The organism is Agromyces soli, assembly GCF_022811605.1.
Lineage (GTDB): Bacteria > Actinomycetota > Actinomycetes > Actinomycetales > Microbacteriaceae > Agromyces > Agromyces soli.
Map to the genome: position 1 here is coordinate 3,354,964 of NZ_CP094533.1, position 17,968 is coordinate 3,372,931.

20 protein-coding genes are annotated in these 17,968 nt (G+C 73.1%); 8 read left to right on the top strand and 12 right to left on the bottom strand.

Annotation, left to right across the window (positions count from 1 at the left end; translation table 11 throughout):
* Positions 1 to 23 precede the first annotated feature (23 nt).
* Positions 24 to 794: a glycosyltransferase family A protein gene (locus tag MTP13_RS16115; RefSeq protein WP_243568678.1), complete on the top strand. Its 771-nt coding sequence runs from the start codon at positions 24 to 26 to the stop codon at positions 792 to 794.
* Here the strand turns inward: MTP13_RS16115 and MTP13_RS16120 are convergent.
* A complete protein-coding gene (locus MTP13_RS16120; RefSeq protein WP_243568679.1) occupies positions 779 to 1,750 on the bottom strand; it encodes an alpha/beta fold hydrolase in 972 nt (323 codons plus the stop codon). The genes MTP13_RS16115 and MTP13_RS16120 overlap by 16 nt on opposite strands.
* Positions 1,751 to 1,886: 136 nt before the next feature.
* Between MTP13_RS16120 and MTP13_RS16125 the strand changes: the two genes are divergently transcribed.
* A complete protein-coding gene (locus tag MTP13_RS16125; RefSeq protein WP_189086078.1) occupies positions 1,887 to 2,261 on the top strand; it encodes a thioredoxin family protein in 375 nt (124 codons plus the stop codon).
* A gap of 24 nt (positions 2,262 to 2,285) precedes the next feature.
* Here the strand turns inward: MTP13_RS16125 and MTP13_RS16130 are convergent, their stop codons facing one another.
* Genes MTP13_RS16130 through MTP13_RS16140 form a run of 3 tightly spaced genes read right to left on the bottom strand, consistent with a single transcriptional unit; the run spans position 2,286 to position 4,873 of the window.
* Positions 2,286 to 2,885, bottom strand: a complete 600-nt coding sequence (locus MTP13_RS16130) for a hypothetical protein (RefSeq protein ID WP_243568680.1) — start codon at positions 2,883 to 2,885, stop codon at positions 2,286 to 2,288.
* 53 nt (positions 2,886 to 2,938) lie between these two features.
* The gene (locus MTP13_RS16135) at positions 2,939 to 3,826 is read right to left on the bottom strand and encodes an LLM class flavin-dependent oxidoreductase (protein WP_243568681.1); all 888 of its coding nucleotides are present in this window, start codon (positions 3,824 to 3,826) and stop codon (positions 2,939 to 2,941) included.
* A gap of 9 nt (positions 3,827 to 3,835) precedes the next feature.
* Positions 3,836 to 4,873, bottom strand: a complete 1,038-nt coding sequence (locus MTP13_RS16140) for an EamA family transporter (RefSeq protein ID WP_243568682.1) — start codon at positions 4,871 to 4,873, stop codon at positions 3,836 to 3,838.
* 94 nt (positions 4,874 to 4,967) lie between these two features.
* Between MTP13_RS16140 and MTP13_RS16145 the strand changes: the two genes are divergently transcribed.
* The gene (locus tag MTP13_RS16145; RefSeq protein WP_243568683.1) at positions 4,968 to 5,510 is read left to right on the top strand and encodes a CGNR zinc finger domain-containing protein; all 543 of its coding nucleotides are present in this window, start codon (positions 4,968 to 4,970) and stop codon (positions 5,508 to 5,510) included.
* Between the two features lie 117 nt (positions 5,511 to 5,627).
* Here the strand turns inward: MTP13_RS16145 and rpsO are convergent, their stop codons facing one another.
* The gene (rpsO, locus tag MTP13_RS16150) at positions 5,628 to 5,897 is read right to left on the bottom strand and encodes a 30S ribosomal protein S15 (RefSeq protein ID WP_189086083.1); all 270 of its coding nucleotides are present in this window, start codon (positions 5,895 to 5,897) and stop codon (positions 5,628 to 5,630) included.
* A 133-nt stretch (positions 5,898 to 6,030) separates the two neighbouring features.
* On the opposite strand from rpsO, the gene MTP13_RS16155 reads away from it, so the two are divergent.
* Positions 6,031 to 6,402 carry a DUF488 domain-containing protein gene (locus MTP13_RS16155; protein WP_243568684.1) on the top strand — a complete coding sequence of 124 codons (372 nt, stop codon included), beginning with the start codon at positions 6,031 to 6,033 and terminating at the stop codon, positions 6,400 to 6,402.
* A 46-nt stretch (positions 6,403 to 6,448) separates the two neighbouring features.
* Here MTP13_RS16155 and MTP13_RS16160 read toward each other — a convergent pair whose 3' ends face one another.
* Both MTP13_RS16160 and MTP13_RS16165 read right to left on the bottom strand, forming a co-directional pair.
* Entirely contained in the window at positions 6,449 to 7,471 is a 1,023-nt protein-coding gene (locus MTP13_RS16160; RefSeq protein WP_243568685.1) for a CPBP family intramembrane glutamic endopeptidase, read from the bottom strand.
* 76 nt (positions 7,472 to 7,547) lie between these two features.
* A complete protein-coding gene (locus MTP13_RS16165; RefSeq protein ID WP_243568686.1) occupies positions 7,548 to 8,381 on the bottom strand; it encodes a CPBP family glutamic-type intramembrane protease in 834 nt (277 codons plus the stop codon).
* A gap of 51 nt (positions 8,382 to 8,432) precedes the next feature.
* Here MTP13_RS16165 and MTP13_RS16170 point away from each other — a divergent pair, with 51 nt between their 5' ends.
* Together MTP13_RS16170 and MTP13_RS16175 are read left to right on the top strand one after the other, a co-directional pair.
* Positions 8,433 to 9,518 carry a M4 family metallopeptidase gene (locus MTP13_RS16170; RefSeq protein ID WP_243568687.1) on the top strand — a complete coding sequence of 362 codons (1,086 nt, stop codon included), beginning with the start codon at positions 8,433 to 8,435 and terminating at the stop codon, positions 9,516 to 9,518.
* A gap of 11 nt (positions 9,519 to 9,529) precedes the next feature.
* Positions 9,530 to 9,829: a protealysin inhibitor emfourin gene (locus MTP13_RS16175; RefSeq protein ID WP_243568688.1), complete on the top strand. Its 300-nt coding sequence runs from the start codon at positions 9,530 to 9,532 to the stop codon at positions 9,827 to 9,829.
* Here the strand turns inward: MTP13_RS16175 and MTP13_RS16180 are convergent.
* From MTP13_RS16180 to MTP13_RS16195, 4 genes are all read right to left on the bottom strand, one after another.
* Positions 9,741 to 10,451, bottom strand: a complete 711-nt coding sequence (locus MTP13_RS16180) for a lysoplasmalogenase (protein WP_243568689.1) — start codon at positions 10,449 to 10,451, stop codon at positions 9,741 to 9,743. The genes MTP13_RS16175 and MTP13_RS16180 overlap by 89 nt on opposite strands.
* 76 nt (positions 10,452 to 10,527) lie before the next feature.
* Positions 10,528 to 10,899 (bottom strand): FKBP-type peptidyl-prolyl cis-trans isomerase, encoded by a 372-nt coding sequence (locus tag MTP13_RS16185; protein WP_189086090.1) that lies wholly within the window; start codon positions 10,897 to 10,899, stop codon positions 10,528 to 10,530.
* A 231-nt stretch (positions 10,900 to 11,130) separates the two neighbouring features.
* Positions 11,131 to 12,270, bottom strand: a complete 1,140-nt coding sequence (locus tag MTP13_RS16190; RefSeq protein ID WP_243568690.1) for a PrsW family intramembrane metalloprotease — start codon at positions 12,268 to 12,270, stop codon at positions 11,131 to 11,133.
* Positions 12,271 to 12,279: 9 nt separating this feature from the next.
* Positions 12,280 to 13,683, bottom strand: a complete 1,404-nt coding sequence (locus MTP13_RS16195; protein WP_243568691.1) for an FAD-binding oxidoreductase — start codon at positions 13,681 to 13,683, stop codon at positions 12,280 to 12,282.
* Positions 13,684 to 13,757: 74 nt separating this feature from the next.
* Here MTP13_RS16195 and MTP13_RS16200 point away from each other — a divergent pair, with 74 nt between their 5' ends.
* Positions 13,758 to 15,293: an AlkA N-terminal domain-containing protein gene (locus tag MTP13_RS16200; RefSeq protein ID WP_279399742.1), complete on the top strand. Its 1,536-nt coding sequence runs from the start codon at positions 13,758 to 13,760 to the stop codon at positions 15,291 to 15,293.
* A gap of 110 nt (positions 15,294 to 15,403) precedes the next feature.
* A complete protein-coding gene (locus MTP13_RS16205) occupies positions 15,404 to 16,279 on the top strand; it encodes a fumarylacetoacetate hydrolase family protein (protein WP_243568692.1) in 876 nt (291 codons plus the stop codon).
* 66 nt (positions 16,280 to 16,345) lie between these two features.
* Here the strand turns inward: MTP13_RS16205 and MTP13_RS16210 are convergent, their stop codons facing one another.
* Complete coding sequence (locus tag MTP13_RS16210; RefSeq protein WP_243570869.1) at positions 16,346 to 17,803, bottom strand: aspartate ammonia-lyase; 1,458 nt, start codon at positions 17,801 to 17,803, stop codon at positions 16,346 to 16,348.
* Positions 17,804 to 17,968 lie beyond the last annotated feature (165 nt).

The window sequence follows — 17,968 nt, forward strand, 5'->3', positions numbered from 1 at the left end:
CCCGGGGTCTAGACTCCGGGGTGATGGGCAGCATCTCGGTCGTCATCCCCTGCTTGGACGATGCCGCCATGCTCCGGGTCTGCCTCTCCGCGCTGGCCGCGCAGACCCGCCCCGCCGACGAGATCATCGTCGTCGACAACGGCTCGAGCGACGACTCGGCCGCCGTGGCCCGCGCCGTGGGCGCCCGCGTCGTGACCGAGCCGCGCCGCGGCATCTGGCCAGCGACCGCCGCCGGCTTCGACGCGGCTCGCGGCGAGCTGCTCGCCCGACTCGACGCGGACTCGGTGCCCCCGCCCGACTGGCTCGCCCGCGTCGAGCGACGGATGGCGGAGGCCGACGCTCCCACCGCGGTCACCGGCCCCGGCCGCTTCTACGGGGGCACCGCGTTCACGCGCTGGGTCGCCAGGCACCTCTACATCGGCGGCTACTTCTGGGCCATCGGCATCCTGCTCGGGCATCCGCCGCTCTTCGGCTCGAACTATGCGCTGCGCAGCGAGGCGTGGCGCGAGCTGCGCGGGATCGTCCACCGCGAGCGCGCCGACGTGCACGACGACCTCGACCTGGCCTGGTGGCTCCGCCCCGGCATGTCCGTCGCCTACGAGCGCAGCCTCCTCGTCGGCGTCTCCGCGCGACCGTTCGACAGCTGGGCGGCGCTCGGCCGCCGGCTGCGGATGGCGTTCCACACCCTCGCGGTCGAATGGCGGGAGTGGCCGGCGCTCGAGCGGCGCGCCGAGCACCGCGCGGCAGCGACGGACACCGCCGTGGCGGACGAGGGCGATCAGGCGGTCGCGTAGAGCTCGAGCAGGTCGCGCACGAGCTGGTGCGGCGTCGTCTCGCACGGACTGTGCCCGGTCCGGTACACGGCGTAGCGCGCGCCCAGCTCGCGGGCCGAGCGCTCGTGCAGCTCGAGCGGCCAGAGGTCGTGCGCCCCGACCGCCACGAGCTTCGGGACGGCGGATGCCGCGACCTCGCGCCGGAGGTCGGGGGTCGCCATCATGCACGCGATGAGATCGTCCACGCTGTCGCGGCGGGTGAGCCGGAACCGCTCGCGCACGAAGGCGAGACGCCCGGGCGGCACCCGGTTCAGATTGCTGCGGATGCCCCAGAGCATGAGCGCGGCGCCCTGCCTGGGCGTCGTGAAGCCGGAGATCGCGCCGATCCGCTTCACCCCGCGGAACGCCTGCCCGGGCTCCGGCGGACTCGACAGCAGCGCCAGGCTCGCGAAACGCTCGGGCGCCAGGGTGAGCGCCTCCTGCGCGATCGTGCCCGCGAAGCTGTAGCCGAGCACGTGCGCCGGCCCGCTCCCCGCGGCGAGCACCGCGAGGAGGTCGTTCAGGAAGAGCGTGCGCTCGTAGCGCGCGGCCGGTGGGTCGAGCCGCCAGGGCCCCGCTCCGGCGGACTCGTACTGCCCAGCGAGGTCGAAGGCCTCGACGCGGTAGCCGGCGTCCGCGAGCAGCGGCAGCATGAGGACGAAGTCCTCCTTCGAGCCGGTCGCACCGGGGACGAGGAGCACCCTCGGCCCGTCGGCCGGCCCCATGGCGAGTCCGGCGAGCCGCCCGCTCGGCGCGTCGAACCAGCGGCGCTCGGCCCCGACCGGCAGCGAGCGCCAGTCGAAGTCGGGGATCGCGGCGTCGAGTTCGGCCGCGTGCGCCTGCCAGCCCGGGGGCGGTGGCGCGAGCACGCCCGCCGGCGTGCTCCGGAAGGCGGCATCCGTCGCCCGCTCCGCTTCATCGGGACCGCGCTCAGTCACGCCCTCACGATAGCGCTGCGGCTGCTCGAATCGGCGGAACGGCGGCGCGACGCCGAGACTCAGCGACTCCTCGCCGAGCCATCGCCGAGAGCGAACACTGGGCGGCTTCAAAGCTGCGGCCCGTAGGCTGACGCCCATGGCTACCGTCGCGCTCACCATGGACACCTTCGAGAAGACGATCCTCGAAGGCGGCACCGTCTTCGTCGACTTCTGGGCGTCCTGGTGCGGCCCCTGCCTGCAGTTCGCACCGAACTACGAGGCGGCCGCCGAGGCGAACCCCGACCTCGTCTTCGCGAAGGTCGACACCGAGGACCAGCAGCAGCTCGCCGCGGCGATGAACATCACCTCGATCCCCACGATCATGGCATTCAAGGACGGCATCGGCGTCTTCGCGCAGGCCGGGGCGCTCCCCCGCCCGGTGCTCGACGACCTCGTCTCGCAGGTTCGTGAGCTCGACATGGACCAGGTCCGCGAGCAGCTCGCGCGCGAGGAGGACGGTCAGGCCTCCTGACCCGAGCGCGCCGCGCGCCCGGATTCAGACCGTCTCGTCGAGTCCGCTGAGGTCGAGCTCGACCTTGAACGGCCGCCCGTCGCCCACGATGCGCGCCGGCACCCGGACGTACTTGCCCTCGCCGCGCAGCGCGTCGAGCCGGTCGACGTAGCGGTCCTCCGCCGCCTGGCCGAGGTAGCCGGCGTGCCGGGGCCGCTGCCCGCCGACGAGCTGCACGCCCACCCGGTAGCGACGGGCCATCCACCGGCTCGCCCGCGGCACGAGGACCGCCGTCTGCTCGGGTCCGCCCTGCGTGCGCGCGATCTCGATGCCGGACTGCCGGTGGGCGGCGCCGTCGATGGGCACGACCGTGCGCACCTCGCGATCGGCCGACGGCGCCTCGACGAGGGTGAGGTCGTCGACGCCGAGCAGATTGCCCCACTGGTCGGGGTTCGCGCCGCGCTTCTCGCGACCGATCGAGATGACCAGGTACACGAGCGCGGCCGCGAGCAGCACGATGAGCGGCCAGAACAGCCACGGCTCCGCGCCCGGCCGCACGAAGCTCGTCGCGAGCAGCACGACGAAGAGCGCGAGATAGGGGAACGGCTCCCACAGGAGCAGGGGCTTGCGGCGGGGGGCTGGCATGCCCTCAACGGTATCTGCTCGATCGCCGCCGACTCACGGCGGCTTCCCAGCGCTCAGCGCAGCTGGGGCAGCCGGGCCGCGACGTCCTCGAGCACCCGCTCGTCGCCGGCGTAGATGCCCGACTCGCGCGGCCAGTGCGCGACGAACTCGTCGAAGCCGAGCTCGCGCGCCCGCTCGACGGCGTCCTCGAACGCGGCGGCGCTCGAGAGCGAATAGCGGTCGCCCTCGTCGAGCGAGAGCACCCGCGCGACCGCGGCGACGTCGCGGCCCTGCTCGGCGCACGCCTCCGCGAAGCGCTCGGACAGCTCGCCGACGTGCCGCCACCACGCCTCCGCATCGAGCTCGGCGCGCCCCGTCGTGATCCAGCCGTCGGCGAGCCGTGCCGCCAACGCGAGGCCGCGCGGACCGTTCGCCGCGAGCTGGACCGGCAGCCGCGGCGACTGCGCCGGCGCACCGACCATGCGGGCATGCTCCGCGGTGAACCAGTCCCCCGCGAACGAGACGCCGCCCGATCCGGGCTGCTCGAAGCGGAGCAGCCGATCGAGCGCCTCGACGAACTCGACGTAGCGCTCGTGCCGCTGTCTCGGTGACAGGGCCTCCTGCCCGAGCACGTGCGCGTCGAAGCCCGTGCCGCCGGAGCCGAGCCCGGCGACCACGCGTCCGCCCGCGATCTGGTCGAGGGTCGCGAGCTCCTTCGCGAACGGCACGGGGTGACGGAAGTTCGGGTTCGCGACGAAGGTGCCGAGCCGGATCGTCGAGGTCGCCATCGCCGCCGCGGTGAGCGTCGGCACGGTCGCCTGCCAGGGTTCGTCGGCGAGGGATCGCCACGAGAGGTGGTCGTACGTCCAGGCGACGTCGAAGCCGTACGCCTCCGCCGCCTGCCACCGGCGGGCGGCCTCCGGCCACGGGAACTGGGGAAGGATGACGATGCCGAAGCGCATGGGGCGAGCCTAGGCCCCGCGTTCCTCGCCCGCACCCGGCGGGAGCGGCAGCGCGGCGGTGACCGGGATCGGCTCGGCGCCGAGCTCGACGGCGGGCGCGGATGCCTCGCCGCCCCCTCCACCGGCGGTGCCGCCGGGCACGGCCGGCCGGCGTTCGAGCTTGACGCAGACGATGCCGGCCAGGATGAGCGCCCCGCCGAGGATCTGCAGGCCGCTCAGCACCTCGCCGAGCAGCACCCAGCCGGCGATGCCCGCGAAGACCACCTCGGACAACCCGAGGAAGGCCGCGAGCCGGGAACCGAGCCGGCCGATCGCGGCGAGCCCGGCGCTGTACGCGAAGGCGGTGGAGAGCACGCCCACGGCGATCAGGGGCACGAACCACGGCGCCTCGGCGCCGAGGAACGCGACGTCGTCGAAGACGAAACGCATCGGCAGCAGCCCCGTGAGCCCGAGGAGCGCGAGCGCGACGGCCCCGACGACGAAGCCGGCGGCGATGAGCGCGAGCGGCGGCAGCTGGGAGGCCGAGGACTCGCCGACGAGGTAGTAGACGCAGACCCCCAGCATCGCGAGCGCGGCGAAGGCGAGCCCCAGCGGGTCGAGCCGGCCGCCACCCGGGCCGATGACGAGCACGAGGCCCGCGAGCGCGAGCACCGAGCCCGCGAGCACGATGCGCTGCGGCATCCGCCGGGAGCGCGCCCAGGCGAGCAGCACGAGCGCGATCGGCGCGAGGTACTCGATGAGAAGCGTGAGCGAGACCGGGATGCGCTCCAGCGAGGCGTAAAAGAAGAACTGCACGCCGGCGACGGCGATGAGGCCGAACAGCAGCACGGTCCAGCGCGCCCGCCAGAGCGGGCGGAGGTCGCCGCGGAGGGCGAGGACGCCGGGGACGGCGAGGATGACGGCGGCGATCGAGATACGGGCGAGCACCGCCGCGCCGGGGCTCCAGCCGTTCTCCAGCAGCGGTTTCACGAACACGCCGCCCACGCCGAAGGCGAGCCCCGCCGCCACCCCGAGGGCGATCCCCGTCACGCCGCGCGATCCGCGCACGAGCCCTCCTCGACTCCGATGCCGAAACGTCCACACGTCATGGGTGAACGTCGTTATGCTCGTGACAGTACGGCACGCCGAAGTCAGGAGTCAAATGATTTTCACCAATGACACGATCGACGCCCTGCACTTCGCCGCCGCCCTGGTGAACACGGTGCCCGAGGCGAGCGCCTCCGGCACCGACGAGCTCGGCGACCCCGCCGCCCTCGTCGCGATCCTGGATCGCTGGTGGTACTCGGGACGACGCGACGGCGACGCCCGGGAACTCGCCGAGGTGGCCGCCGCGCGGGCGCGGCTGCGCGCACTGTGGTCGCGCGACCGCGACGACGCGGTCGACGAGGTGAACGCGATCCTCACCGAGTCGAACGCGGTCCCCCGGCTCGTGCGGCACGACGCGCTCGACTGGCACATCCACGCGACCTCGGCCGAGGCCCCGCTCGCCGAGCGCATCCTCGTCGAGGTCGCCATGGCCCTCGTCGACGTCGTGCGCGCCGATCAGCTCGAGCGGCTCCGCAGCTGCGACGCCGACGACTGCGATGCCGCCTACCTCGACCTCTCGAAGAACGGCTCACGCCGCTTCTGCTCGACCCGCTGCGGCAACCGCATGGCCGTGCGCGCCTACCGCGCCCGGGCATGACGAAGGCCCCCGGCCTTGCTCCGAGGAGCAGGTGCGGGGGCCTTCGCAAGAAGTTCGCGGCTCATCGAGAGCCATGCCGGACTTCGGCGCGCCGCACGAGGGCGGCGCCGGCGGCACTTAGCGGCGCAGCCCGAGACGCTCGATGAGCGCACGGTAGCGCTCGATGTCGACGTCGGCGAGGTAGCCGAGCAGACGACGGCGCTGACCGACGAGGAGCAGCAGACCACGACGCGAGTGGTGGTCGTGCTTGTGCTCCTTCAGGTGCTCGGTGAGGTCCTTGATGCGCTTGGTGAGGATCGCGATCTGGACCTCGGGGGATCCAGTGTCACCGGGGTGCGTCGCGTACTCTTCGATGATCGCCTTCTTGGTCTCTGAATCCAGTGCCATAGAGGGATCCCCTTTCTTCTCGTTGCGCGCTGCCCGGGGCCTGATGCCTGGGCTCTCTTCATGCGCGGCCGGTGGACGGCAACCGAACTAGCTTAGCAGAGCGCGAGGGCCCGACTTGCCTCAGACTGGAGCCATGGTGTTCGCGATCAAGCGCGTCTACGAGGCGGCCTCCGCCGACGACGGATTCCGAGTGCTCGTCGACCGGCTCTGGCCGCGCGGGGTGAGCCGGGAGCGGGCCGAACTCGACCGCTGGGACAAGGAGGTCGCCCCCTCCCCCGAGCTGCGCACGGCGTGGCATCACCAGCTCGAGGACTTCGCGCACTTCGCCGCGCAGTACCGGCATGAGCTCGACGCGGGCACGGCCGGTGCCGAGCTCCTCGAGCTCGGCCGGGAGCATCCGCGGGTCACGCTCCTCTTCGGCGCCCGCGACGAGCGGGTGAACCACGCGGCGGTACTGCTCGACTGGCTCGCCGCGCACGGCGCCGAGGTCGAGCAGCCGGCCTGAGCCGGGAGGCTCGCCCGACTCGACGCGTCGACTCGGGCGTCTCGGCTCAAGCGTGCGACTCGGCGAGCGTGAGGCCGGGCTGCGGCTGCTTCCGGAACTGCCCCGTCACGGCGAGCAGCACGATGATCGCCGCGAAGAGGATCCAGCCGGGCCAGCCGAGCATCGACCCCCACGGATCGGCCGGGAGGTCGCTCGCGTCGACGAAGATCAGGAACTGGGAGCCGGCGGTATTGAGCGCCGCGTGCGCGATCACCGCGGGCCACACGGAGGCGCTGCGCAGGCGCAGCCAGCCGATCACCGTGCCGACGAGCACGCAGAAGACGATCATGCAGAGGACGCCGAGCACGTCGGTGCGGCCGTAGTTGTAGCCGAGCAGCACGACCGGCGCGTGCCAGAGCCCCCAGATCACGCCGCTCGCGAGGAGCGCCGCCCAGGTGCCGAGCGGGCGCAGCGCGGGCAGCAGCCAGCCGCGCCAGCCGAGCTCCTCGCCGAAGGTCGCCCCGCAGTTGACGAGGGTGACGATCGGCAGCATCAGGAGGGTGATCGTCACGACGGTCGCGGGATCCGCGCCCTGCCCGCCGCTCGCGGCGAGCGCCGCGGCGACGCCGCTGACGCCGCTCAGGTCGAGCCGGATGAGCCCCATCGTGTCGCCGAGGAGGAGCGCGGCGAACGGGATGACGGTGAAGCCGACCGCGCCGAGCGCGATGAGAAGCCAGGTCCGCCCCGCGGGCCGCAGCGGCCAGAGCCCGAGCCAGCGCGGCACGCTCGGCGCGCGCCGCACCCAGAACGCCACGACGAGGGCGGCGACCGTCGGGGTGAACATCATCGCGAGGGTCAGCGGGCCGAACCACGGGCTCGCGAGGCCCTCGCCCGAGAGCCAGACCGGCAGCTCGACGAGCCAGGCGCCGCCGAGCGCGATGACGAGGAAGACGATCACCGCCCGCCACGGCACCGACGTCGGCAGCACCGGCCCGCGCTCGGAGTTCTTCGCCCGCTGACGGTCGGCGGCGCTCGCGGCGCCCGCCCCGGCCGGGCCCGGCACCGTGGTGGTGGTCTCGGAATCGCTCATGGATCCCATCGAAGCGGAGCCGGCGGAGGCCGCACCTCCCCCGTGCGGCGGAATCCCCTCCCCCGCCCGTGGGAGCTCAGGGCGCGAGCAGGAAGATCGCGGGCCATCCGTTGTGCGCGTACACGATGACCGCGAAGACCACCGCGTCGAACAGCAGGTGCACGGTCAGCACGTAGGTGAGCGACTTCGTGAGGGTGAAGGTCCAGCCCTGGACGAGGGCGAACGGGATGGTGAGCAGCGGCCCCCACGACTGGTAGCCGAGCTCCCAGAGGAAGGAGACGAACACCGTCGCCTGCAGCAGGTTCGCCTGCCAGACCGGGAAGTGCCGGCGGAGCAGCGTGAACACCGTGCAGATGAAGAACAGCTCGTCCCAGGTGCCGACGGCGTTCACGCCGACGAAGAGGCGGGCGATCTCGTCGGGCGCGACCACGGTCGGCCAGTTCGTGTAGACCCCGGAGGTGATGAAGTAGAACGGCAGGATGAGCCATCCCGCCACGACGACCGCGGCGAGGTAGCCCCACTGCGCGAGCGTCCAGCGCCGCCCCGTGCGCCACGGGAATCGGATCACCTTTTCGCGGTAGAGGAATCGCGAGACCAGGTACGGCACAGCGACGGCGAGCCCGAGCACGATCGCGAAGCGGACCATCCCCTCGTTCGAGAGGTCGGCCTTCAGCGAGACGGTGGAGATGATCAGCTGGCCGAGCGCGATGAGCGCGAGATCGGCGGCGAGCCGCTCGGTGCGGCCGCTGCGGTCGCAGAGCCAGGCGCCGACGAGGCCTGCGGCGAGCAGCGCGTAGCCCGGCCAGACGAGCTGCACGCCGAACAGCAGCACCGCCGCACCGCAGACCGCGGCGGCGGGGAGCAGACCGATCGCATGGCGGCGGAGCTCGCCCGTCGGAAGCGTTGGCACCTTCCCACCCTAAGGGTGGCCGCTGTCGGCGGTCGGTGGCAGCATCGAGGCATGCCGGAGATCGTCCCGCCCTACCTGCTCGATCGCATCGCCGAGTCCGCCGGGCCGCGCTTCCCGCTCGCCGCGGAGGCCGCCCGGCGCGCACTGCTGCGGCCCCCGTCGCCCCGGCTCGGCCCGGGCCCGCTGCCCGAGCTGCCGAGCGTGCTGCCCGACGCGCCCTCCACGCCGGTGCGCCGCATCTCCGACGCCGAAGGCCTCGAGAAGCTGCCCGGCCGGCTCGTCCGGCGCGAGGGCGAACCCGCCACCGGCGACGACGCCGTCGACGAGGCGTACAACGGCCTCGGCGACACCCACCGGCTGTTCGAGCGGGTGTTCGGGCGCGACTCGATCGACGGCGCCGGCATGCCCCTCGAGGCCACCGTGCACTTCGGCGACCGCTACGACAACGCGTTCTGGGACGGCGAGCGCATGGTGTTCGGCGACGGCGACGGCGAGGTGTTCCAGGGGTTCACCGGCTCGCTCAGCGTCATCGGGCACGAACTCGCGCACGGCGTCACCGAGCACACCGCCAGGCTCCGCTACGAGGGCCAATCGGGCGCGCTCAACGAGCACGTCTCCGACGCGTTCGGCGCCCTCGTCGAGCAGTACGCCCTCGGCCAGGACGCCGAGGCCGCGAACTGGCTCATCGGCGAAGGGATCTTCACGCCCGAGGTCGAGGGGCGGGCGCTGCGCTCCATGCTCGAACCCGGCACCGCCTACGACGACGACGTGCTCGGCCGCGACCCACAGCCGGGGCACCTCCGCGACTACGTCGAGACGAGCGACGACCACGGCGGGGTGCACCTGAACTCCGGCATCCCCAACCGGGCGTTCGCCCTCGCGGCGCGCGAGCTCGGCGGCTTCGCCTGGGAGCACGTGGGCCGCATCTGGTACGACGCGCTCGTGTCGGACCGGCTCCGCGAAGACGAGACCTTCGCCGGCTTCGCCGCCGAGACGGTGCGCGCCGCCGGCGAGCGCTTCGGCGCCGAATCCCGCGAACGGCAGGCGGTGCTCCGCGGCTGGCAGGCGGTGGGCGTCGAGCCCGAGGCGAGTGACGATGCCGGGGCCGACGGCCCGGCGTCCCGTCCGGCGGAGTAGCATCTGGCGCGATGGACGTCATCGTGCAACGCAGCGGCGGGCTCGCCGGGCTCCGCCTCACCTGGCAGGTGGAGGTCGACGCGCAGCCCGACCGCGACGACTGGGTGCTGCTGCTCGACGAGCTGCCCTGGCACGAGGTGCCCGCGGCACCGCCGGAGCCCGACCGCTACGTCTACCGCATCAGCTGCCCGCCGAACGAGGTCGAGCTCGCCGAGCGTCAGCTCACCGGGCCGTGGCAGCAGCTGGTCGAACGGGTGCGGCGGACCGCCGCGCCGCAACGTGGAGGTGCACCACGACGCCCAGGGCGATGAGGCCCTGCGCGGCGAGGTAGCTCACCATCACGACGGCATCGTGCCATGCGACGTCGTAGCCCGGCAGAAACCGGCCGAGCCCGAGCACCGAGTCGGACACCACGAAGAGGGCGCCGCCCGCGGCGAGCATCGGACCGTTGCCGGCGGCGAACGCCGCCATCGCCCCGAGCGCGAGCCCGTAGGCGGCCACCGGCACGAGGAGCGCGCCCGTGTGCGGGCCGAGCAGCGCGAGGAACCCGGCGAACCACACCGGATAGCCCAGGAGCGCCCAGAGCGGGACCCGCCGGCGTCGACGCAGACGCACCTCGCCCGCCCCGCGGCCGAGCCGCAGGAACAACGCCAGGTACACGAGATGCGCGACGAGGAACGAGCCCAGGCCGATCGTGAACCAGCCGTCGCCGGGGAAGCTCAGCGCCACGTCGCCGCCCCAGGAGAAGCCGAGCCCCGCGACGAGGAGCCAGCAGGCCGCGCCCCTCGGCCGCGGTGCGGCGAGCACCACGGCGAGCGCGAGCGCCGGCATCAGCAGCGCCTTCGTCGCGGTCACCGACCAGTCCGGGCCGATCGAGAGCAGCACGAGGTGCACGACGGAGAGGACCAGATAGGGCAGGAACGGCGGCAGCACAGCAGGCATCGTAGCGCGGCGCGGACGCGACGAGGGCCGGCGGGAATCCCCGCCGGCCCTCGTTGGTCGTGGTCGCTCAGCTGACGCCGAGCAGGTCGATCACGAAGATCAGGGTCTGGCCCGAGAGGCGGTGGCCACCGCCGGCGGGACCGTACGCCTTCTGCGGCGGAACGGTGAGCTTGCGGCGCCCGCCGACCTTCATGCCGGGGATGCCCTCCTGCCAACCGGCGATGAGCGCCTGCAGCGGGAAGTTGATGGACTGGTTGCGGCTCCAGGAGGAGTCGAACTCCTCGCCCGAGTCGTACTCGACGCCGAGGTAGTGCACATCGACGGTCGAACCGGGCTGGGCCTCGGCGCCGTCGCCGACGACGATGTCCTCGATGACGAGCTCGGTGGGGGCGGGCCCCTCGGGGGCGTCGATCTCAGGCTTGCTGTTGGTGTCGGTCATGCCTCCATCCAAACGGATGGCCTGGCCGAGAGCAATCGCGGACGGGCGTCCACTCCGCTCTTGCGCTGACTGCGAACAGCGTGCACCCTGGAACCCTAAGGAGCTCGTCGCCCAGGAGAGCTGTCGGCAGTGCCACACCCCAGGGCGACGAGCTTCTTCCGTGGAGGGGGAAACGCCCCGGCAGCGCACTGCGCCCATCACCGGCCCAGGCGACGAGCTTCTTCCGTGCGTCTACCCCATGATCGCGCGGCGGGCGGCGGTGACCCGTTCGAGCAGCACCCGCTCGTCCTCGAGCCGGCGCACGTCGGCCCGCCCCGTGGCGATCGCGTTCCGCGTGAAGGCGAGTCGCGTGGAGTCCGCGATGAAGCTCCGCACCGCGGCGGTGCGCGGCGGCCGCTGGGCCTTCGCCCAGGCGAGGGCGGCCCGGCGGCCCGCCGGGGTCGAGAGCCCCTCGACCTCGCCCGCGTCGAACCATCCCGCGGCTTGGTACTCGCCGAGCCTCAGCCTCGTGATCCGCACCTCCTGGCGCCGCAGCAGCACGGTGAGCACGATCGCGGCGACGAAGATCGGCACCTGCACCGTCACGTAGATGGCCACCGCGTCGGCGAAGACGAGCGAGCCGTTCCAGAGCGCGTGCAGCCCGATCGCGAGCGCGAGCCCGCCGAGGAACCAGCCGACGACCCGGGGCCCGCCGCCGCGATTCGCCGCGATGCCGAGCGCCAGGCCCGTGCACGCGGTGAAGAGCACATGGGCGAAGGGCGAGAAGAGCCCGCGCACGACGAAGGTCGCGCCGAGCTCTTCGGCGCCGCCCTCGGCGAGCGCGACGCCGAAGTAGAGCACGTTCTCGGTGAAGGCGAAGCCCGCGGCGACCGTGGCCGCGTACACGAGCCCGTCGATCGGACCGTCGAAGTGCGAACGCGAGAACAGATAGACGAGGAGCACGCCGACGCCCTTGGCCGTCTCCTCCACGATCGGCGCCTGCACGACCGACTGCAGCACCTCGTCGCTCGCACCTCCCGGCGTCGTCACCGCGACGGCGATCTGCACGCCGAGGTCCACGATCAGCGCGATCGCGACGGAGACCGCGGCGCCCCACAGGAACGCGAACCAGAGCGCCCAACGCGGCTCCGGCTCCCAGCGGTCCACCCACCGCACCGCGAGCAGCACGATGGCGAGCGGGACGAGGGCCAGCACCGAGCCCACCACGAGGCTCGACACGCCGAGCGCGACCGCGAGGTAGGCGAGGACGAGGAGGCCCACGAGCCCGGCGATCGAGAGGCCGACGACCGCGAAGACGAGGCCCGACGAGCGGCGCGGCGGCGTCGCGGCGGGCGGCAGGAACTGGGGTTGGGCCTGCGGATGGAAGCTCACGCGCGCAGCTTATCGAGCGGGCGGCGCCGGTTCGAACATCACCCCGGGGTTCAGGATGCCGAGCGGGTCGAACAGTCGCTTGACGCCCCGCTGCAGCTCGAAGACGTCGGGGCCGAGCTCGTCGGCGAGCCAGCGGCGCTTCAGGATGCCGACGCCGTGCTCGCCGGTGAGGGTGCCGCCCAGGCTGACGGCGGTGCGGAACATCTCATCGGCGGCGGCCCAGAGGTGAGCGGGGACCTCGCCGCCGGCGTACACGAAGTTCGGGTGCAGGTTGCCGTCGGCGGCGTGCGCGATCGTCGGGATCTCGACGCCGTGCCGGGCGCCGATCTCCTCGATGGCGCGGAACATCTCCGCGAGCTTCGAGCGCGGCACGGCGACGTCCTCGATGAGCACCTCGCCGCGCGCGGCCATCGCGGGGTGCATCGCACGGCGGATGCCGAGCAGCCGCTCCCCCTCGGCGACGTCGCCCGAGCGGCGGGTGCGCCCGCCGGCCGCCTCGAACACGGCGGCCACGGCGACCGCGTCCGCCTCGGCCCCGGCGTCGTCGCACTGGGCGACGACGAAGGCCTCGCCGGGCGCGAGCCCGGCGAGCGGGGTGCCGACGAGCGCCGCCTCGCCGAGGTGCTCGGCGATGCGGGCGATCGATCCGGCGTCCAGCAGCTCGAGGATGGCGGGCCGGAGCTTCGCCGCCGTGACCGCGGTGCACGCCGCGGCGGCCGCCTCGACGTCGGGGAAGGCGGCGGCGATCGTCACGGGTCCGCCGAGCGGGATGGGCCGCAGCCGTACCGTCGCCTCCACGATCACGCCGAGCGTGCCCTCGGAGCCGGTGAGGAGCGCGGTGAGGTCGTAGCCGGTCACGCCCTTGACGGTGCGGCGGCCCGTGCGGATCAGCCGACCGTCGGCGAGCACCACGGCGAGCCCGAGCACCGCCTCACGGGTGACGCCGTACTTCGCGCAGAGCAGGCCCCCCGCGTTCGTCGCGATGTTGCCGCCGATCGAGGAGATCTCCCGGCTCGCCGGGTCGGGCGCGAACCAGAGTCCGCTCTGCGCGAGCTGGGCGTTCAGGGCGCCGTTGAGCACGCCGGGTTCGACGACGGCGAGCTCGTCCTCCTCGTCGATCTCGAGGATGCGGTCCATACCGGAGACGTCGAGCACGATGGCTCCCGGGCTCGCGATCGCGCCGCCGGCGAGCCCGGTGCCGGCTCCCCGCGGCACGACCGGGGTGCGGCTCGCGTGCGCGATCCGCATCGTCGTTTGCACCTCCGCGATGCTGCCGGGGCGGACGACCGCGAGGGGGCGCGCGGCGGCGCGATGCCCCGAGCGGTCCTCGCGGCTCGCGTCGAGCGCGGCCTCGTCGAGGGCCACGGCGCCCCCGAGCTCGGCGATCAGCTGCTGGACGACCTCGTTCGACATGGATGCAGCCTAGCCGCGCCGCTCGTGTCCGATTCCCGCGAGTCGTTGTCGGCGGACGGTGGCAGGCTGGAGCTATGACCGTCACCACCGACCGCCCGCAGCGGGCCGCCGCCCGCGACGAGGCCGCGCTCGCCGACCCGGTCTTCGCCGAGCGGTACCGGGCGATGCGCGCCCGCGACGCCCGCTTCGACGGGCAGTTCATCACAGGCGTGCACTCCACGGGCATCTACTGCCGGCCGAGCTGCCCGGCCGTCTCCCCCAAGCCGTCGAACGTCACCTTCTACCTCACCGCGGCCGCGGCGCACGAGGCGGGCCTCCGCGCCTGCAAGCGCTGCCTGCCCGACGCGGTGCCCGGCTCCCCCGAGTGGGACCTGCGCGACGACCTGGCCGCCCGCGCCATGCGCCTCATCGCCGACGGCGTCGTCGAGCGCGAGGGCGTGCCCGGCCTCGCCGCACGGCTCGGCTACACCACCCGCCACCTCACCCGGGTGCTCGGCGCCGAGCTCGGCGCCGGCCCGCTCGCCCTCGCGCGGGCGCACCGCGCCCAGACGGCGCGCACGCTGCTGCTCTCCACGAACATGCCGGCGGCCGACATCGCGTTCGCCGCCGGCTTCGGCAGCGTGCGTCAGTTCAACGAGACGATCCGCGAGGTCTACGACCGCAGCCCGCTCGAGCTGCGGCACGCGGCGCATCGCACGGGCGCGGGCGGTGCGCCGCCGGAGGCCACCGCCGACGGCGGCGCCCACGTCCGGTTGCGACTGCCCGCTCGCGAGCCGTTCGACGCCGACGGCGTCTTCACCTGGCTCGCGGTCCGCGCGGTCGTCGGCGTCGAGCGAGCCGTCGAGGGCGGCTTCGAGCGCACCCTGCGGCTGCCGGGCGGACCGGCGCTGCTCTCGTTCACGAAGGCGGAAGGCGGCGCCGCGATCGAGGTCGAGGCCCGGCTCGCCGCCCTCGGCGACCTGCCGCCGCTCGTCGCCCGGGTGCGCCGGCTGTTCGACCTCGACGCCGACGCGGTCGCGATCGACGAGGCGCTCGCCGACGACCCGGCGCTCGCCCCGGCGGTGGCGCGGGTGCCCGGCATCCGCGTCCCCGGCTGCCTCGACCCGCACGAACTCCTCTTCCGCGCCCTCATCGGCCAGCAGATCTCCGTCGCCGCCGCGCGCACCGCGCTCAGCCGCCTCGCCGCCGCGCTCGGCGAGCCCATGCCGGCGGCGGCACCGAGCGAGCTCTCCCTGCTCTTCCCGACGGCCGCCGCGATCGCGGCGCGCGGCGCCGAAGTGCTCGCCGGCCCGAAAGCGCGGATCGCGACCATCCTCGACGTCGCCGAGCGGCTGGCGAGCGGCGAACTCCTCGTCTCGGCCGAACGGTCGCGGGAGCAGCTGGCCGCCGACCTCCTCGCCATCCGCGGCATCGGCCCCTGGACGGCCGGCTACGTGGCGATGCGCGTCACCCGGGCGCCCGACGTGCTGCTGACGAGCGACCTCGCGTTGCGCGCCGGGGCGCGGGCGCTCGGCCTGCCGGGCGAAGCGGGCGAGCTCGACGGGCGCGGCACGGGCTGGGCGCCCTGGCGCAGCTACGCCTCGATGCATCTCTGGCGCGCCGCCACGTGACCCATTCCTTTCGGATGGCGGAAGCGACTGTCGCCATTGTGGAAGGATAGCGCCGGAGTGTTGTACATGCCGTCAGGTTTCGCCCGGAACCCACCCGATAGCTTGGAATGGTGAAATTCGCGCACCTGAGAGTCGAAGGCCAGACGACCCCCCGGCTCGCGGTGGTGATCGCCGAAGCAGCGCTCTTCCTCGACGAGGTGCTCGACCCGGCGCCGCGCGACCTGCAGGACCTCATCGAGCAGGGCCCCGACGGCCTCGCCGCCGTCCGCGTCGCAGTCGACGTCGCGCTCGAGGCCGGCGCACGGCTCACCCCCGTCTCCGAGCTGCGGCACGCCTCCGCGGTGCTGCGCCCGCCGCACATCCTCGCGATCGGCGCGAACTACGCCGCGCACTCGCAGGAGCTGAAGCTCCGCCACGAGACCGCCCCGACGATCTTCTCGCTCTGGCCGAACTCGCTCACCTCGCACGGCGCCACGACGAGCTGGTCGGAGGACCTCTCGACGCAGGTCGACTACGAGGCCGAGCTCGGCGTCATCATCGGTCGGCCGGCGCGCGGCGTGCACGTGCGCGACGCGCTCGACTACGTCTGGGGCTACACCGTGGTGAACGACATCACGGCGCGCAACATCCAGTTCAGCGAGGCGCAGTGGTCGCGCTGCAAGTCCTTCGACGGCTTCACCCCGACCGGCCCCGTCGTGGTCACCGCCGACGAGATCGCCGACCCGCAGGACCTCTGGCTCACCACGAACCTCGACGGCCGCATCCTGCAGGACGCCTCGACGAACGAGATGGTGCGGAGCGTCGCGGAGATCATCTCCTACCTGTCGCGCTCGGCGACGATCCCGCCCGGCACGCTGATCAGCACCGGCAGCCCCGGCGGCGCCGGCTACTCGCGCAACCCGCAGGTGTTCCTGCAGGACGGCTCCACCGTCACGATCACCGTCGAGGGCATCGGCTCGCTCACGACCCACTGCCGCGTCGTCTGAGACGACCCCACGCACGGACGCGAACGGCGCCCCGGCCTCGGCCGGGGCGCCGTTTCGCATCGCTCGCTACTCGCTCGGCTCGGCCTGCAGCTGCTGCACCGGGATCGCGGTCGTGATCGGGCGGATGCCGGAGAGCTTCGATGGCGAGAGCTGCCGCTCGACGTCCTCGCGGCTCATCAGGCCGGCCTCGACGACGAGGTCGGCCACGGGGCGACCCGTCGCGAGCGCGAGCTTCGCGAGCGTCGCGGCCTCGGTGTAGCCGATGAACGGGATGAGCGCCGTGATGACGCCGACGCTCGTCGAGACCATGTGCTCGAGCCGGTCGGTGTTGGCGGTGATGCCGTCGACGCAGTTCACCCGCAGCGTCCAGCAGGCCTGGCGCATCCACGTGATCGACTGCAGCAGCGAGTGCGCGATGACCGGCTCGAAGGCGTTCAGCTGCAGCTGCCCGCTCTCGGCCGCCATCGTGACCGTGAGGTCGGCGCCGGCGACGGCGTAGGCGACCTGGCTGACCGCCTCGGGGATCACCGGGTTGACCTTGCCGGGCATGATCGACGAGCCCGCCTGCTTCGGCGGCAGGTTGATCTCGCCGAGGCCCGCCTGCGGACCGGAGGAGAGCAGACGCAGGTCGTTGCAGATCTTCGAGAGCTTGATGGCACTGCGCTTCAGCGCGCTCGAGAAGGTCATGAAGACGCCGGTGTCGCTCGTGGCCTCGATGAGGTCGGGCGCGGATTCGAGCGTGAGGCCGGTGATCTCGCTGAGCGTGCGGACGACCGCGTCGGTGTAGCCCGGCTCCGCCGTGATGCCGGTGCCGATCGCGGTCGCGCCGAGGTTCACCTCGGAGAGCAGCTTGATGGTCTCGCGGAGCCGGTCGACGTCCTCGCCGAGCGTGGTCGCGAAACCGTGGAACTCCTGGCCGAGCGTCATCGGCACGGCGTCCTGCAGCTGCGTGCGGCCCACCTTCAGCACCTCGTGGAACTCGCGCCCCTTCTTGCCGAAGGCGATGCGCAGCAGGTCGAGCTCGGTGAGCATCGTGCGCAGCGAGAACGCCATCGCGAGCTTCACCGCGGTCGGGTAGGTGTCGTTCGTCGACTGGCTGCGGTTGACGTCGTCGATCGGGTGCAGGACGTCGTAGCGTCCCTTCTCGTAGCCGCCGATCTCGAGCGCGAAGTTCGCGATGACCTCGTTCGCGTTCATGTTCGTCGAGGTGCCGGCGCCGCCCTGGATCACGCCGACGACGAACTGGTCGTGCAGCTCGCCGTCGATGATGCGCTGGCAGGCCTCGTCGATCCAGGCGGCCTTCTGCTCGGTCAGCACGCCGAGCTCGCGGTTGGCTCGGGCCGCCGCCTGCTTGACGGAGGCGAGGGCGACGACGAGCTCCGGGTAGACCGAGATCGGGCGCTTGGTGATCGGGAAGTTCTCGAGGGCGCGGAGCGTGTGCACGCCCCAGTAGGCGTCGATGGGCACATGGCCTTCGCCGAGCGAGTCCCGCTCGACTCGGGTGGGGACGTCGGGTCCGATCATGTTCGCCTCCAGGCGGCGCTCGTGGGTCGGGTGTGCGGAGATCGACACGCTGGCTCCATCGCCTCGGCCGCCGGGGATCGCCCGGCGGGTGGTACCGGCGCGGTTCCGCGCCTCCTCCGAGCCTAGCCCGAAGCGCCGAGCGGCGGAGCGCCCCCCGCGCCCCGC